Origin of the sequence: Sphingobacterium prati (genome assembly GCF_013167215.1) — a bacterium.
GTDB lineage: Bacteria > Bacteroidota > Bacteroidia > Sphingobacteriales > Sphingobacteriaceae > Sphingobacterium > Sphingobacterium prati.
In genome coordinates this window covers 934,911-949,434 of record NZ_JABJWY010000034.1, presented here as the reverse complement: position 1 = coordinate 949,434, position 14,524 = coordinate 934,911, and the positions used below count along the sequence as shown (strand labels likewise).

Annotated in this window: 16 protein-coding genes and 3 tRNA genes; 9 read left to right on the top strand and 10 right to left on the bottom strand. The window is 39.3% G+C overall.

All coding sequences use genetic code 11. The annotated features are described in order from the left end of the window. Positions 1 to 61 precede the first annotated feature (61 nt). From HPC41_RS14340 to HPC41_RS14325, 4 genes are all read right to left on the bottom strand, one after another. Positions 62 to 388 (bottom strand): HesB/IscA family protein, encoded by a 327-nt coding sequence (locus HPC41_RS14340; RefSeq protein ID WP_172394653.1) that lies wholly within the window; start codon positions 386 to 388, stop codon positions 62 to 64. Between the two features lie 80 nt (positions 389 to 468). Next, entirely contained in the window at positions 469 to 1,647 is a 1,179-nt protein-coding gene (locus HPC41_RS14335) for a cysteine desulfurase family protein (protein WP_172394652.1), read from the bottom strand. A gap of 26 nt (positions 1,648 to 1,673) precedes the next feature. Continuing rightward, positions 1,674 to 2,099 carry a DUF983 domain-containing protein gene (locus HPC41_RS14330; RefSeq protein ID WP_172394651.1) on the bottom strand — a complete coding sequence of 142 codons (426 nt, stop codon included), beginning with the start codon at positions 2,097 to 2,099 and terminating at the stop codon, positions 1,674 to 1,676. A gap of 2 nt (positions 2,100 to 2,101) precedes the next feature. Next, complete coding sequence (locus tag HPC41_RS14325; RefSeq protein WP_172394650.1) at positions 2,102 to 2,968, bottom strand: helix-turn-helix domain-containing protein; 867 nt, start codon at positions 2,966 to 2,968, stop codon at positions 2,102 to 2,104. 144 nt (positions 2,969 to 3,112) lie between these two features. Here HPC41_RS14325 and HPC41_RS14320 point away from each other — a divergent pair, with 144 nt between their 5' ends. Continuing rightward, entirely contained in the window at positions 3,113 to 3,979 is an 867-nt protein-coding gene (locus HPC41_RS14320) for a mechanosensitive ion channel family protein (RefSeq protein WP_172394649.1), read from the top strand. A gap of 145 nt (positions 3,980 to 4,124) precedes the next feature. Here HPC41_RS14320 and HPC41_RS14315 read toward each other — a convergent pair whose 3' ends face one another. The 5 genes from HPC41_RS14315 to HPC41_RS14295 form a co-directional block, all read right to left on the bottom strand. Continuing rightward, entirely contained in the window at positions 4,125 to 5,099 is a 975-nt protein-coding gene (locus HPC41_RS14315; RefSeq protein ID WP_172394648.1) for a 2-hydroxyacid dehydrogenase, read from the bottom strand. A 131-nt stretch (positions 5,100 to 5,230) separates the two neighbouring features. After that, positions 5,231 to 6,673, bottom strand: coding sequence for a serine hydrolase domain-containing protein (locus HPC41_RS14310; protein ID WP_172394647.1), 1,443 nt, complete (start codon positions 6,671 to 6,673; stop codon positions 5,231 to 5,233). A gap of 31 nt (positions 6,674 to 6,704) precedes the next feature. Continuing rightward, a complete protein-coding gene (locus tag HPC41_RS14305; RefSeq protein ID WP_172394646.1) occupies positions 6,705 to 7,445 on the bottom strand; it encodes a LytR/AlgR family response regulator transcription factor in 741 nt (246 codons plus the stop codon). Beyond that, positions 7,438 to 8,484 carry a sensor histidine kinase gene (locus HPC41_RS14300; protein WP_172394645.1) on the bottom strand — a complete coding sequence of 349 codons (1,047 nt, stop codon included), beginning with the start codon at positions 8,482 to 8,484 and terminating at the stop codon, positions 7,438 to 7,440. The genes HPC41_RS14305 and HPC41_RS14300 overlap by 8 nt, the downstream gene beginning before the upstream one ends. A gap of 3 nt (positions 8,485 to 8,487) precedes the next feature. Beyond that, the gene (locus HPC41_RS14295; protein ID WP_216660753.1) at positions 8,488 to 9,369 is read right to left on the bottom strand and encodes a LiaF transmembrane domain-containing protein; all 882 of its coding nucleotides are present in this window, start codon (positions 9,367 to 9,369) and stop codon (positions 8,488 to 8,490) included. A 264-nt stretch (positions 9,370 to 9,633) separates the two neighbouring features. Here HPC41_RS14295 and HPC41_RS14290 point away from each other — a divergent pair, with 264 nt between their 5' ends. Continuing rightward, positions 9,634 to 9,969 (top strand): DUF3276 family protein, encoded by a 336-nt coding sequence (locus HPC41_RS14290; RefSeq protein WP_104382695.1) that lies wholly within the window; start codon positions 9,634 to 9,636, stop codon positions 9,967 to 9,969. 96 nt (positions 9,970 to 10,065) lie between these two features. Here HPC41_RS14290 and HPC41_RS14285 read toward each other — a convergent pair whose 3' ends face one another. Next, on the bottom strand, positions 10,066 to 10,893 hold the full coding sequence (locus HPC41_RS14285) for an alpha/beta fold hydrolase (RefSeq protein ID WP_172394644.1): 828 nt from the start codon (positions 10,891 to 10,893) through the stop codon (positions 10,066 to 10,068). Between the two features lie 187 nt (positions 10,894 to 11,080). On the opposite strand from HPC41_RS14285, the gene HPC41_RS14280 reads away from it, so the two are divergent. The 7 genes from HPC41_RS14280 (at position 11,081) to HPC41_RS14250 (ending at position 14,470) form a co-directional block, all read left to right on the top strand. Continuing rightward, positions 11,081 to 11,154 (top strand) — tRNA-Arg (locus HPC41_RS14280). 29 nt (positions 11,155 to 11,183) lie between these two features. Next, a tRNA-Arg gene (locus HPC41_RS14275) sits at positions 11,184 to 11,257 on the top strand. 171 nt (positions 11,258 to 11,428) lie between these two features. Then, a tRNA-Arg gene (locus HPC41_RS14270) sits at positions 11,429 to 11,502 on the top strand. Positions 11,503 to 11,576: 74 nt separating this feature from the next. Beyond that, positions 11,577 to 12,146 (top strand): adenylate kinase, encoded by a 570-nt coding sequence (locus tag HPC41_RS14265; protein WP_104382693.1) that lies wholly within the window; start codon positions 11,577 to 11,579, stop codon positions 12,144 to 12,146. 36 nt (positions 12,147 to 12,182) lie between these two features. Beyond that, positions 12,183 to 13,181: a GTPase ObgE gene (obgE, locus tag HPC41_RS14260; protein WP_172394643.1), complete on the top strand. Its 999-nt coding sequence runs from the start codon at positions 12,183 to 12,185 to the stop codon at positions 13,179 to 13,181. A 621-nt stretch (positions 13,182 to 13,802) separates the two neighbouring features. Beyond that, the gene (locus tag HPC41_RS14255; RefSeq protein WP_172394642.1) at positions 13,803 to 14,159 is read left to right on the top strand and encodes a TM2 domain-containing protein; all 357 of its coding nucleotides are present in this window, start codon (positions 13,803 to 13,805) and stop codon (positions 14,157 to 14,159) included. Then, entirely contained in the window at positions 14,159 to 14,470 is a 312-nt protein-coding gene (locus tag HPC41_RS14250; RefSeq protein WP_172394641.1) for a DUF2752 domain-containing protein, read from the top strand. The genes HPC41_RS14255 and HPC41_RS14250 overlap by 1 nt, the downstream gene beginning before the upstream one ends. Positions 14,471 to 14,524 lie beyond the last annotated feature (54 nt).

Sequence of the window (14,524 nt, the reverse complement as noted above, 5' to 3'; positions counted from 1 at the left end):
CCAATAAAAAAGCCCTGAAATTATTTTCAAGGCTAATTTTGTTCTATTTAAATGGGGCTCCCTATACAGAGAAACTTTCACCACAAGCGCATGTCCGGCTTGCATTGGGATTATGAAATTCAAACCCTTTGCCGTTCAACCCATCGGAGTAATCAAGTTCTGTTCCTGCCAGATAAAGGAATGATTTAATATCCAAACAGATTTTCACGCCTTTATCTTCGAAAAACTGATCCCCCTTCTTTTCCTCATTATCGAAATTCAGTTTATAGCTTAAGCCTGAACAACCGCCACTTTCTACAGCAACACGCACAAAGTAATTGCCGTCATATTGCTCATCCTTCATGATTTCCTCGATACGAGTTTTTGCTTTATCTGTAACTGTAATCATAGTTGTATCTTTGTCTACTACAAAGATACATACAATCCTGCTAAATTTTGCCTGCGCTTAAGTTTTTAGAATGTCATAAATTAACTGAGCAAACCCGCCTTGTAAAGTTGCCATACGGGAGATTGATCCCTTATTTTTTGCACCGTTGCTGTAATCAATTGCGCGCATTGCAGCACTTCCTCACGCGTGGTTAGAACACTTAAACTAAATCTAATGGCCGAAAGCGCGTCTTCTTTGGATACACCCATGGCAAGCAAAACATGGGACGGTTCCCTTGATCCCGTGACACAGGCAGAACCGGATGATAAGGCCAATGTAGGACAGGCAGTCATAATTTCGCTGGCAAGTATATGTTTGAAACTAATGTAACTTGTTGTGGGCAGTCGCAGGGTCTTTTGTCCATGTATTATAATTTCAGGAATCTTTGAAAGTTCGGCCTCCAGCAGGTCTCGATATGCCTCAACAGGCTCATAGGCTTTTGGGCTTAGTTTGGAAATCGCTTTTCCCAGCCCGACGATAGCGGGAACATTGTAGGTGCCGCCACGGAAGCCATTTTCTTGCCCCCCCCCAAGAACTAAAGGCGTAAGCTGAATGGGTTTTGATTTACGCCGGATATATAACGCACCTGCTCCTTTAGGACCGTGCATTTTATGTGCACTTAAACATAAGAGATCGACGGGGAGCTGCTGCAGATCAATTGTAATTTTTCCGATTGCCTGTGTGGCATCGCAAAAAAATAGAATGTCCTCTTTAGCGCAGATAGCAGCTATCTCTTCAAGCTCAGATAGTACACCTGTCTCGTTGTTGGCAGCCATCAGGCAGATCAGTATGGTCTTGGAAGTAATCGCATTTTTAAGATCAGCTAAGGAGATATGGCCCTGCCTGTCGACAGGGAGATAAGTGATTTTCCCACCTTGTTTTTTCAACTGCTCACAACAGCTCAGCACCGCTTTATGTTCTGTAGCTGCTGTTATGATGTGATTCCCCTGCGACTGATATTTGTCAAATACCCCCCGTAGTACCGTATTGATACTTTCTGTCGCTCCGGAATTAAAGAAAATTTCCTTTGGACTACAGTGTAAAGCCTCGGCAACTTGCGATCTGGCCTGCTGGACAGCAGCATTTGCTGCCCTTCCCATCTGATGGTAGACGCTGGATGCATTGGCATAATTTTGGATGAAATAGGGGGTCATTTCCTGCCATACCTCATCCAAAATCCGGGTGGTTGCATTGTTGTCCAAATATATGGTATCCTTCATCCGTATAAAGGTAGGTATAATGACGTTTATGTAGAAGCTTTTACACCAACTTCTTTCTTTTTGACATTCGGATCATAACGTAATCCCGGCGTCAGCCAATACATCAAAATGACACGCGAATAACGGTAATTGAATGGTGACATCAAGACCACACTTAATATGGCAACTGTTGCATAAAGTACAAACGATGAATCATTTCCCGTAAGAATGTAAGTTGCCATACAAGCCGTTACCATCTCGGCAATTGCGAATGCATAGGTTACGTACATTGCTCCATAAAAATAGCCTGGCTCACGCTCGTAACGAAGACCACAGTATTCGCAGTGGCTATTCATTTTTTGCACCTTTAAACCGTAGGCCGGACCTTTGTATACATGACCGACTCTACATCTTGGACATTTTGCCTGCCATGCCGCTTTGAATTCGGATAATTCGTATTTAACTTCTTCCATAGTTATAATTGTTTTCTGAACTCTTCAGGTGTGAGATCAGTTGATTTTTTGAAAAATTTGGTAAAATAAGAGTTGTCTTTAAACTGCAGTTCATTTGCAATTTCAGTAATATTTAAATTTTTATTAATCAACAGACGTTTTGCTTCAAGGACAATCCGGTTGCGGATGATCTCGCCCGCGGACTGACCGATATAGGATTTACAGATCGCATTCAGGTGATTGGCTGTGATAAAAAGTTGATCGGCATATATACTCGGTAATTTGGTAGATTTAAACTGTTGCTCGACCAATTGTTGAAAGCTATTGAATATTTTATGATTATAAGGATTGCTACCTTCTTTTTGCTCTTTTTCCGAACATATAGAAACATACAATAAAAATTGGAGCAACAGCGTACGAATATAGTCTTCAGATAGACCTGTGGACTTGGCTGCCAGAATTTCATCAAGGATATTCGTTGCCTGAGCACGGCAAGACTCCTCTAATTCAAAAATTAAATGTTCAATTTTACCCTGTAAGAAACTGAAACGCTCTAGATAGTCCGTACGTAACAAAAAGGATTGGAAATAGTCTGTCGAAAAATTGACCACATAACCTTCTTCATCACCTGCAAAATTCCAGGTATGTACCTGACCGGGGACCATAAAATAAATCTGAAAAGGTTGGACTCTATAGTGATTGAAATCAATAATATGACTACCTGAACCTTTCGTAAATAATACAAAATGAAAAAAATTATGCTTGTGAGGAAACACCATATTATCGTGTTTAATGACATATTTACTTAAATCATCAATATGGATAGTTGTTTTATTGTTGAGGTCAAGACTACAGCTATCTATAATAGGAATGGTGTTTTTTCTATTCATAATACAAAGTTAGCTTAAATATCCTTTTTATCGTGGTGTTAATTTGTTGTTTTGTGGTATTTTTCAACGATTTGAAATTTTGCGTATCCAATGTAGATGTTGGAATGATCCTTGTTTCAAAAAATGTGAAAATATAAAAAACATATGGAAAGTAATTTAAATAGCCTAGGGACTAGGTTCGAGCGATTGACTGATATTGTTATTGATTCAATACCAGGTATTATTGGTGGTGTTATTTTATTAATTATTGGCAAATACGTTATTGACTTAGTCAATCGGTTATTGCATAAGCGTTTTGAAAAGAGGAATGTAGATCCATCAATCCGCGCATTTATCTCCAGCATTGTAAAGATCGTTATGTGGGTGATGTTAATGTTGACCGTGGCCAGTCAAATTGGTATACAGACAACTTCATTTATTGCGGCCTTGTCTGCCTTCGGATTGGCCGTTGGTATGGCACTTCAAGGGAGTCTAAGTAATTTTGCGGGCGGGGTATTGATTTTAATGTTTAGACCATTTGAAGTCGGAGATTATATATCAAGCGCCAATGGTACTTCAGGGACAGTAGAGCGAATTGATATTTTATACTCGACATTGATCGGTGATGATGGTGTAAGAATCTTCAGCCCGAATGGCCCATTAGCCAATTCAGTGATCAAGAACTACACAAAAATCGTTCAACGGATGTTTGAATACACCGTGAGCATATCATACGATAAGAATGTGAAGGACGCAAAGGACATTATACTCAGCGTGCTGCGTTCTAATGAAACTGTGCTGAATGCACCTGAACCTACGGTATTTGTTAAAGAATTGGGAACGAATTCCATTGTGTTGACGGTAAGAGCATGGACAAAGCGTGAGCATTATTGGCCAGCACGCAATTCCATGCAAGAAAAAATTATGCTTGAACTGGAACGCAATAACATTAGTGTAGCACCCAATCCGGCACAGATTAGCATCGTCTCGAATACAAATGATCCAAAGGGTCCGGTCAAAACAGATGCTTAATCATCTTTCAAAGCCCGGATAAGAATAAAGTACCGGTAGGCTAATATGGCCTGCTGGTACTTTTTTAGTTTCAAGGGGTCTTTTGTCCCATACTTGGGGAGTATCGCTTTATTTAGCTTATTTAGGAACTGAAAAAATTGACGTGTCATAAGTATACTTCGGGATTGATTGTTTGAGGCATCTTTTCACCTTTGATCGCTGCTAATAAATTGCTTGCCGCCATTAAAGCCATGTTGTCCCTGGTTTCCACTGTTGCAGATCCAATATGCGGAAGAATACAGACATTTTCAAGATTCAATAGCGGGTCGTCAGGTGTCATTGGTTCGGGGTTTGTCACATCAAGCCCAGCTCCCCATAATTCTCCTTCACGCAGCGCTTTCGCTAAATCTTCTTGTTTCACTAATCCTCCGCGTGCAGTGTTGATCAGGATCGACGTATTTTTCATGCGTTTAAATGTATCCTGATTGAATCTATTGGCTGTCTCCGCAGTAAGTGCGGCATGAATGGAAAGGACGTCACTTTGAGTTAACAGATTATCAAAATTGACATATCTAGCGCCTAGGGTTTGTTCGGCTTCCAAATTGCGCCCACGGTTATAATAGATGATTTCCATGTTATAGGCGGCTCTTGCTTTTCGTGCAAATTCAAAACCGATCCGTCCCAAGCCATAGATTCCTAATGTTTTGTTGTTGAGTTCAATGCCTAAATGAGCAGTTGGGTCAAAACCTTTCCATTGTCCCTGAAGAATCTGTTTGTGATTAAAAAAGGCTTTTCTAGAAACAGCTAGCATCAATAGGAAGGCAACATCAGCTGTTGCTCCAGAAAGCACACCTGGAGTGTTGCTGACTGGTATGCCGTATTGGGTTGCTGCGGAAATATCAACGTTATCATACCCAACACTCATTAGGGATAGTGCTTTAAGGTTAGGACAGTTTTTGAAAAAATCCGCATCGAACTTTTGCATTCCACCATTCAATATGTAGTCCGCCTGTTGTCCGGCTTGTATTAGTTCTGCAGGGGAGAGTGGATTGATTGATTCGTGTACAGTGACTTCATGTCCTGAAGCTCTTAATAAATCTATACCTTTTTGTGGAATTTTTTTTGTAATAAATATCTTCATGTAAAAGCTGTTGCAAATAAAAATAAAACGACCGGATGTGTCCCGGCGTTAGTCAAAGTTAATCGTTTTTATTACAACAAAAAAAGCTATATCGTTGTTTCGATATAGCTCAGATATATACTGCCTTGCTTTTAATTCGAATGTAACAAGTAGTTCAAAATACTTTTTCCTTGGTTGTCGACAGCGATTGCTGCATTTGCCAGTATGACTACGGCACTTTTTTTATCTGGGGATAAGGCTAGATAAGAACTGCTTCCTGCGGTCCCGCCATTGTGCCAATAAAAAGTAAGATCACCGAGGAGGTTCATATGCCAGGCCAATCCCAAATCCGTATCTGGCGGAAGAAAGAAGGTAAATAATTTGGTATTCGCCATCGCATTCTCCAACGGGCTCTGTGGCATTTTAAACTGTGCATTAGCAAATTTAAGTAGATCTTCCACGGTCGATTTTAGTCCGCCAGCCGCGGCGAAGGAGTCGAAAGACCAAGAATTTACTTCTCGTCCTTCTTTGTTGTATACTTTAAAAGTATCCTTTCTCCTAGGATCTAATACCTGGAAGGTATTATTCATTTCGAGCGGTTTGCAGATGATATCACGGACAATTTGGTCGTATGGCTTTTGATAGATATCACAGATGATATCACCCAGTATTGCATACCCCAAATTGCTGTACTCGTACTCCTGTCCTGGTTCTTTCTGATTTTTGAAGCTGGATAAATAGCTATAGAGTGCTTTTTTATCGTATCCTTTGTATGGGTCAGTTTCACTGTAGCCCTTTACTTTTTCAAAGTTGTCCGGAAGTCGGGGGAATCCGGACGTATGGTTGGCCAGCATTTGAAAGGTTATTTTAGCCAAGTCTTGATTTTTTTTGAGTGTATCCGGAAGAAATAAGGATATGGGCTGATCCAATGTTATTGTTCCCTCCTCCACGAGATTTGACAATAAGATCGCGGTGAAGACTTTACTGAGCGAGCCGATTTCGTAAAGTGAAGCCTTTGTTGGTAATGTCTGGTTACCCTGTGCTGTCTCGCCGTAAAAATAGCTCTTGGCCTGTCCATTTTTGATAATACCTATTGCGAGGGACTGTGTGTTTTGTTGCTTGAGGTAAGAATTTGCAACGGAATCAATGAAAAAGTCATCTTTGTCAACGGCTTTTGAAATGATGGCTTTCTCGATCGGTTGTTCGTGAATACTTGTGTCGGTAGCAGGTTTGTTCAGTTGGCTGAAATGTAAGGTGTTAAATTTTAGCGTTGAGTCTGTAGCAAATAATACTTGATAAGTCTGGCTATCAAAATCTAAACGATAGGTTGCTGCACCTTTTTCAAAACGGATGATTTCAGAACTTTTTACCCTTCCCAAGGGGTAGATCTGCGTTAACATCTGTGTGAATTTTGGAAGGCTATATTGTTGTTTATAGAAATCACTCGCAAGATTATAGGCAGAGTCAGTCATCTGGGAATTGATGAAAAATTCCAATTTATTATACACCCCTTTGTTGACTTGTTCTGCTTGATTTGTCTGGGCAAAGGAGTAAGATGTGATGCCCAACAATATTGTAGTATAAAAATGTTTCATAATCATTGTTAGGCACAAATCTACGCAATGTTTAAATTCCAATCAATTGTTTTAGTCGGGCATAGCCTGATTTACTGATATTGAGCTTTTCTCCAGATACCAATGCCGCGATATAAGAGTCTTTTTCATAGGGTTCCAATTTAGCTAGTTGATCTACTTTGATGATAAACGACCGATGAATACGTACAAATTGATTAGGATCCAAGGATTTTTCAAAAAATGCCATGGTTTTGTTTTTGAGGTACATCCCATCTTTGGTATGAATTTTTACATAGTCGTCATAAGACTCCAGGTATTTAACGGTGTCGATAGGGATAATCTTGATCTGTGTACCGGTTTTTACAACGATACGGTCGATCTTTGTTTCGTCTTGAGCCGACAGCACCTCATAGTTGGGTTGTATCTTTTTCTCAGGGGCGGAATAGCTGGACCTAAACTTTTCCAGTGCTTTTTTGAAACGCATTGGGGATACCGGTTTTAGTAGATAATCCAAGGCATTCTTCTCAAAAGCTTTTAAGGCATACTCATCAAATGCTGTTGTAAAAATAATGGCAGGAGGATTGTCTACCAGTTCGAGCATTTCAAAACCGGTCAGTTTAGGCATTTGGACATCCAGAAAAACCAGATCGGGTTCATGTATCTGGATTGCCTTTACGCCTTCGAAGCCATCACCACACTCGGCCATGACGCTAATATCGGTTTCGGTTTTTAGATAGCCCGCTATAATAGAGCGTGCCAGTGGTTCATCATCAATGATAACGACTTTAATCATATTGAGGTATTTTTAGGGTGCTAGTAAATATATTGTCCTGAATCTGAGTCTCAAGAAGGTCATTTCTACCATAAAGCAGGTATAGTCTACGTTGAATACTGGAGAGTCCGAATCCGGTTCCTTTTTTGGGTTTAGATTGTTCTTCTACATCAAATGGATTCGTGATCTGGATAAGAAGTTGACCTTCGTTTGAGATACATTTAATTTGTATTTCGACTTGATCCGTTATATTGTACAATCCATGCTTTATGGCATTTTCCACCAAAGGCTGGATGATCATTGCTGGCAATTTAGTGGTAAATATTTCCTCGGAGGAGGAAATGGAGGTATTTAAGCGATGACCGAAGCGTACTTTTTCAATGTCAAGATAAAGTTGCAGATGGTCTAACTCTTCCTCCAGTGTGATAATCTGATTGTTTTCCTTTCGCAATGTGCCTCTTAAAAAATCAGATAGTTGAAATGTCATGTTACGCGCTTCATCCGGATTAGCTCCAATGAGGGCGATGATCGAATTCAAGCTGTTAAATAGAAAGTGTGGCTGCAGCTGTTGCCGCAAATTATAGAGTTCTGCTTCGCGAAGCAGATTTTCGGACTCTTGTTTCCGTTTGATATTATTGATGTTATCTTCCTGAATATTCCATACTATATTGATAATAGCAACAGAAGTAAGGATAAGGAAATTAACGATACCCCGAAACGGTAGTGTCAAATCCAGCAGTGTAATAAAGTTGGGCTGGATAAAATAGTTCATTACAAAGCGGCTTAATCCTGTGCTAATGGCAGCCATAATTAGCCCTATAATCAACACTTTCCATATTTCCCGCGGTTGCGGTGTATAGAAATTCAAAGCTGAGGACATGCCGTAACAGCAAAACATCATCACGCCACTATTGATCAGCGAATCTTTAAATGCTAATTGAGAGTCAAAACCAGAACGCAGCATTAATAAGTATTGTAACGCAAGATAGCCGATAAATACGGATATACAAATAATGCCTATTAATCGACTTTTAATGCTTAGAGATAACTTATTTTTCATCTATTAAGCATTTTTTATCGTTAAATTGCCCAGAATACATGTGCCAGTGATATAAATCTTTTTATCTGTGTCAGGGTTGTAGATCGTCTGGAATCTTCTGTCGTCAACAGACCCTAAGATAGAGGCTACATTGCTGAATACCGTCCAATGTGGAGGGATAATAATGCGTGCACTACCAAATAATTGAAAAGTGTCGATAACGATTGCTTGTTGAATGTCTGCTTTCGTTAGATCTAATTCGATACTTCCAAAGACATTGGTCAAATTACCGCCTCTAAAATGTTTGGAATAGATTACCTTCTTTTGGCCCGCAAAAATTGTGTTCAGATTAAGGCTATCCTCAAAAGACTGGTGAAAAGAGTTGTCCTCTTTGCTGCCAAAAGCCTGCGCGTTAGGCGAGGCTTGTTGGCTTGGTCCATATTGTTCGTTAAAAGGTTTCGCGTCCGCATTGGGTGCTGTGGCGTCCGACGGAGTATCTGTTGGGCTATTGACGCGTTTATCCCAATCATAGGGGGTTTGCGGCGGATTAGGGTGAGCCGGCGGAACCATTGGTGGCTTCCGTTTACTCATGATAAAATAAATCCCAAGCGAAATGATGATAATAGGGACGGTAACTGAACCAAAATCCGTACGCATCATTCGGGAAATCAGACTGGCGCCGCCAATAATCAAAAGGATAATCGCTGATTTTTTCTGAAATTGGGAGTTTACGCCAATCACTAAGCCTATAATGATTAATATTGTAGGCCAACTAAATAACCAGTCCGGAAACCAGTCTCCTAAATTCAGGTTATTCAATAATAAGAATATACCTACGATGATGACAATGGCCCCCACGATATTGCGGCTGTTATTGCTGTTTGGTATGATAGGTTCTTTTTCCATAATGTTTTTACTATTTATGACTCAAAGATAGAGGCACAAATAAACTATACATATTCGCTTTAGGTAATACAACTTATATTTTCGGTAAATGTACTGATTTCGTCGGTAAAAAATCTTGTTGTTTGATTTTTATCCAATGTCGGTTGAATGAATATATCATTTTTGCTGTTTATTGTCTTTTTTTTTAATATTATTTGGTGTATTAAAATGAATTATTATATATTTATCAAAGATTAAGATTACTTTAAACTTAAATAACAACCAATGGGAGATTTTGAAAACAAAGAGCGTGAAGAGGTTTTTTCAAAAAAGGTGAGAGCAGGTAAGCGAACTTATTTTTTTGATGTAAAAGCAACTCGATCGAACGATTACTACATTACTATCACAGAAAGCAAGAAGCGCTTTGAGGATGGACAGTTTATTAAGCATAAGATTTTCTTATACAAAGAAGATTTTGAGAAGTTTGCGGAAGGTTTGACAGATGTTGTAAATTACATTAAGTCTAACCAGGAGGTAATCGAAAAACGTTATGAGCCTAACTTTGACGATGCGTATGCTGAAGAAGCTGATAGTCGTTCAAAAGATGATTTTTCGTTCTAATGTATTATAGGATGAAATCTCAATGAAAAAAAGAAATAAGCCACTAACGTGGCTTTTTTTTTAATAAATATTCCCTTGATCGTTGAAATTTCAGTATTATACAGTGGCTAAAAATTCATTCAATACCCTATTGAATTTTTCAGGTTCTTCGAGATTTGGTAAATGCCCTGATTCTTCAAACTCCAGGAACCTAACATCAGGAATGTTTTCAATAAGGATATTTGTCTGTTCTTCACTCATTAACTTGTCATACTTGCCTTTGACCACTAATGTTGGGATAATAATCGTTTTCAGGGAATGTGTTGTATCGGTACGGGAAGCAAGGGCAAGTTGTGTTGCACATATACTTGAAACTTCATTTCTACGAATAGAGCTCTTGATGAGTTCGACAGCCTCTGGGTTTTCCCGAATGGTTTTTTCGTAAAATACATTTTCAGTAAAACCAATGGCAAATGGCCGCCTACCGTATTTAAGCAATGCCTGTATAGAATCAAAACGTTTTTGTTTGGCTTTATTGTCGTCAGCAAGGGAGTTGGTATCACATAAAATCAGTCCGGCTAACTGTTGACCGATCAGCTCAAAGGTGCGTAGCGCAATATACCCCCCCATGGAAATGCCGCAGAGTACAACATGGTTGAGGTCCAACTTGCGGATAAATTCAACAAGATCTTTGGCAAACACATCAACAGAAAAAAAGCCATGGCCATTTGTACTGAGACCATGCCCCCTGATGTCGATGGCAATCCCTGTATATTCTTCGTCAAGATCCAGCAATTGTTGTTTCCAGGTATTCTTGTTAAAAGGGAATCCGTGGATGAATAAAACGGTTTTAGGGACAGGGTATGATTTGCTGGGACGAATATAATAAGAGATGCTGATATCTCCAATGCGGATTTTGCTGAGTTTTAATTCTCTTTTGCTCATGAATAATAACATTTGTCAGTGTCTGAAAAAAAAAGTTGATATTTTAAATATAATATTATCAACGAGATAAATGAAATGTTGTTTCATAAAGTTAAAAAAAGAGAGAAAATGTTTGCTAAATCCATAAATATACCGATATTTGCAACACCAAAACGGAAAAAGGATATGGATCTGTTTTGGTTGCCCAGCGCACCTAGCTCAATTGGATAGAGCATCTGACTACGGATCAGAAGGTTAGGGGTTCGACTCCCTTGGCGCGCACAATATACAGTTTTGTATTATTAAAAGAGGCATTCCTAGCTCAATTGGATAGAGCGTCTGACTACGGATCAGAAGGTTAGGGGTTCGACTCCCTTGGAGTGCACAAAAAGCCAATCTTTAGGATTGGCTTTTTTAATGAAAGGAAGTGGTGCGAGCGGTGATTATTGGGGATATGGAAACTTCTTTTTGAAAAAAAGTTTGTAAAAAAATGAATTCTGACTATATTTGCGTCACCAAAACAAATGGGACAGAGTTCTAAACGTAATGGTTTACTGCGCTCCTAGCTCAATTGGATAGAGCATCTGACTACGGATCAGAAGGTTAGGGGTTCGACTCCCTTGGAGCGCACGACTGAAAAGCCTAGTCATCATCTGTGATTAGGCTTTTATTTTTTAACTCGTTTTAATTTCTTAAATAAAACTATGCTAAACCTTGTAATATTTGGCCCTCCGGGTGCAGGTAAGGGAACTCAATCTGCTAAGCTTATTGAAAAATATCAATTGATACATATTTCAACTGGTGATATTTTTAGAGCACATATTAAAGGTCAAACGCCACTTGGTCAACAAGTAAGCCAGATTATTGCTGAGGGAAATTTAGTGCCAGATTCGATTACGATAGCAATGCTGGAGGAAGAAGTGAAAAAGAATCCTGATGCAAAAGGATTTATTTTTGATGGATTTCCACGTACTGTCGCTCAAGCAGAGGCTTTGGATGCTTTTTTGGAAGGTATCAATACCTCAATCTCAGTTGTAATCGCACTGGATGTAAATGAAGACGAATTAAAAGCGCGCATCGCTAAACGTAAAGAGATTTCTGGTCGTTCGGACGACGATGCTGATAAATTAGTGAAACGCATTGATGAGTATTTTACAAAGACTATTCATGTATTGCCTTATTACGAAGCACAAGGTAAATTATCCAAGGTGGATGGTATTGGTGAGATCGATACAATCTTCAAAAGCCTAACGGATATTATCGATAATTATTAATTGAAATAAATACATTTTAGACTGTAATAGATTGTAATGGCGCAAGGATCGAATTTTGTTGATTATGTGAAAGTGTGTTGTCGTTCAGGACATGGTGGGGCAGGTTCGGCTCATTTGCATCGTGACAAGCACACAGCGACGGGTGGTCCGGATGGTGGTGATGGTGGCCGCGGAGGGCATATCATCCTAAAAGGAACGACGAATATCTGGACACTGCTCCATCTGAAGTATCGTAAACATATCATCGCTTCTAATGGTGAATCTGGAGGTAGTTCTTTACGGACTGGTGCTACAGGTCGTGATGAAGTATTGGAGGTGCCATTGGGTACCATTGCCAAGGATGCGGAGACCGGCGAGGTTTTATTTGATATTACCGAAGATGGTGAGACGAAGATCTTGGTTCCGGGAGGAAAGGGCGGATTAGGTAATTGGCATTTTAAGTCGCCTACACAACAAACACCTCGATTTTCACAACCTGGAATGCCAGGGAAAGAGCAATGGATGATTCTCGAATTAAAAGTACTCGCGGATGTTGGTTTGGTAGGTTTTCCGAATGCTGGTAAATCAACCTTATTGTCTGTCGTTTCGGCTGCAAAACCTGAAATTGCGAATTACCCATTTACCACGTTGGTTCCTAATCTTGGGATGGTGAGTTACCGCGATAACCGTTCATTTGTAATGGCGGATATTCCTGGAATCATTGAGGGAGCTTCGGAAGGTAGAGGCCTCGGTTATCGTTTCTTACGGCATATTGAACGAAATTCAGTGTTATTGTTTATGGTGCCAGCTGATACCGATCGGACAATAGCCGAAGAGTACACTATTTTGCTGAATGAGTTGATCGCTTATAATCCCGAATTGGCAGATAAACCCAAGTTACTTGCAGTCACAAAATCCGATATGCTTGATGATGAACTTGAGAAGGAAATGGAACAAGAACTTCCTGAAGGGCTTCCCCATATTTTCATTTCGTCTGTTGCCGGTAAAAATATTTTGCCATTGAAAGATATGATCTGGAAAGCTATTAACTCGTAATAGTTGAAATATAAACAGGAAAGGCGCTTCATGTCATGAAGCGCCTTTCCTGTTTATATTAATTGCTGTTAATAATGGGATCAAGCAGATGAAATTTTATGTTTAAAAATTAGTGCCCCCAAACTTTTGGTATAATTCCACTTTTGATGATTGCTTTAATGGGCTGATTATAACGAATTAAGATAAACATTAAAACGGATACATCCAACTACCAACTTATCTGTTATCACATTTTTCAATCAGTTTTTACTCAGTGATCATTCACTGTTTATTCAGTCTGCACTGAGTAATCACTGAACAAGCACTGAACAATCACTGAATAAGTAATGTCGAAAATCAAAATTTGGTCATGCGTTGTTTCTGACTTGCTGCAAAAAAAATTAAAGGAAAAAAAGGAAGAAGCTGCACTTGTGTAACAAACGATCGCAGTTGTGCGGTCATAGATCATTCTCCATTAGCCACAGGTAACAATACGTTGGATATTTTGAGGCTGAGGTGAACTAGCGCGCATCCTCGTAATTCAAAAAATTATATGTTTTTTAAGTTTTTTTATTAATTTAAACCTATTATTTAATCCCTGATGGATACTGGTTTTTAGTTCCATCGCCAAACTAAATCTAAATGAAAACAGAAGATGAAAAATATTGTGTAGAATGTGGTCAGGCAATTAATGTCAAGGCAGAGGTTTGTCCTTTTTGTGGGGTGAGACAACCTATATTCTATGCGAATCAACCCTTTCAGCAACAGAATCGTAGCCTGCAGGACGATCGTTGGTTGCCCGCTTTGTTGTTTTGTTTCTTTCTAGGCCCGTTCGGGGCGCATCGTTTCTATTTGGGGCAGATCGGAACTGCGGTAATCCAGTTGGTTACATTAGGAGGATGTGGGATTTGGTCGCTCATTGATCTGATTATGATCATTGTTGGTAAATACAAGGATAAGGATGGTCAATACATCAAAAGTCCGATAAACAATAATTAATGGTTTATCTCTTGCTGAAATACCTTCGGTTGCATTGGATCTACACCATTCTAATTGGGTACTTTAGTGTCGCTATAGCGCTTTATATGGTGTCGGACATTCATATCCTTATTCCTTGTCTCTGGAAGGCAATCTCAGGATATGAATGTCCGGGTTGTGGCTTAACAACTGCCTTTATTGCCCTGTTGAAAATGCAATGGGAAGATGCTTGGTCTGCTAATCCGATGATCTTTGTACTTATACCGGTGTTTATCTGTTTGATTTTAAGAGATTTTAATCGATTTAAGTGCAGGTTATCGCATACAAACTAAAATAATTGAAAAATGTTTTTCACTTTTAATTGATATGTCGTAACTTTGTCTCCC

What these genes read in the sequence shown, in the direction of transcription:
- HPC41_RS14340 (WP_172394653.1), bottom strand. Translation starts at nt 388, where the DNA reads ATGATTACAGTTACAGATAAAGCAAAAACTCGTATCGAGGAAATCATG.
- HPC41_RS14335 (WP_172394652.1), bottom strand. Translation starts at nt 1,647, where the DNA reads ATGAAGGATACCATATATTTGGACAACAATGCAACCACCCGGATTTTG.
- HPC41_RS14330 (WP_172394651.1), bottom strand. Translation starts at nt 2,099, where the DNA reads ATGGAAGAAGTTAAATACGAATTATCCGAATTCAAAGCGGCATGGCAG.
- HPC41_RS14325 (WP_172394650.1), bottom strand. Translation starts at nt 2,968, where the DNA reads ATGAATAGAAAAAACACCATTCCTATTATAGATAGCTGTAGTCTTGAC.
- HPC41_RS14320 (WP_172394649.1), top strand. Translation starts at nt 3,113, where the DNA reads ATGGAAAGTAATTTAAATAGCCTAGGGACTAGGTTCGAGCGATTGACT.
- HPC41_RS14315 (WP_172394648.1), bottom strand. Translation starts at nt 5,099, where the DNA reads ATGAAGATATTTATTACAAAAAAAATTCCACAAAAAGGTATAGATTTA.
- HPC41_RS14310 (WP_172394647.1), bottom strand. Translation starts at nt 6,673, where the DNA reads ATGAAACATTTTTATACTACAATATTGTTGGGCATCACATCTTACTCC.
- HPC41_RS14305 (WP_172394646.1), bottom strand. Translation starts at nt 7,445, where the DNA reads ATGATTAAAGTCGTTATCATTGATGATGAACCACTGGCACGCTCTATT.
- HPC41_RS14300 (WP_172394645.1), bottom strand. Translation starts at nt 8,484, where the DNA reads ATGAAAAATAAGTTATCTCTAAGCATTAAAAGTCGATTAATAGGCATT.
- HPC41_RS14295 (WP_216660753.1), bottom strand. Translation starts at nt 9,369, where the DNA reads ATGGAAAAAGAACCTATCATACCAAACAGCAATAACAGCCGCAATATC.
- HPC41_RS14290 (WP_104382695.1), top strand. Translation starts at nt 9,634, where the DNA reads ATGGGAGATTTTGAAAACAAAGAGCGTGAAGAGGTTTTTTCAAAAAAG.
- HPC41_RS14285 (WP_172394644.1), bottom strand. Translation starts at nt 10,893, where the DNA reads ATGAGCAAAAGAGAATTAAAACTCAGCAAAATCCGCATTGGAGATATC.
- HPC41_RS14265 (WP_104382693.1), top strand. Translation starts at nt 11,577, where the DNA reads ATGCTAAACCTTGTAATATTTGGCCCTCCGGGTGCAGGTAAGGGAACT.
- obgE (WP_172394643.1), top strand. Translation starts at nt 12,183, where the DNA reads ATGGCGCAAGGATCGAATTTTGTTGATTATGTGAAAGTGTGTTGTCGT.
- HPC41_RS14255 (WP_172394642.1), top strand. Translation starts at nt 13,803, where the DNA reads ATGAAAACAGAAGATGAAAAATATTGTGTAGAATGTGGTCAGGCAATT.
- HPC41_RS14250 (WP_172394641.1), top strand. Translation starts at nt 14,159, where the DNA reads ATGGTTTATCTCTTGCTGAAATACCTTCGGTTGCATTGGATCTACACC.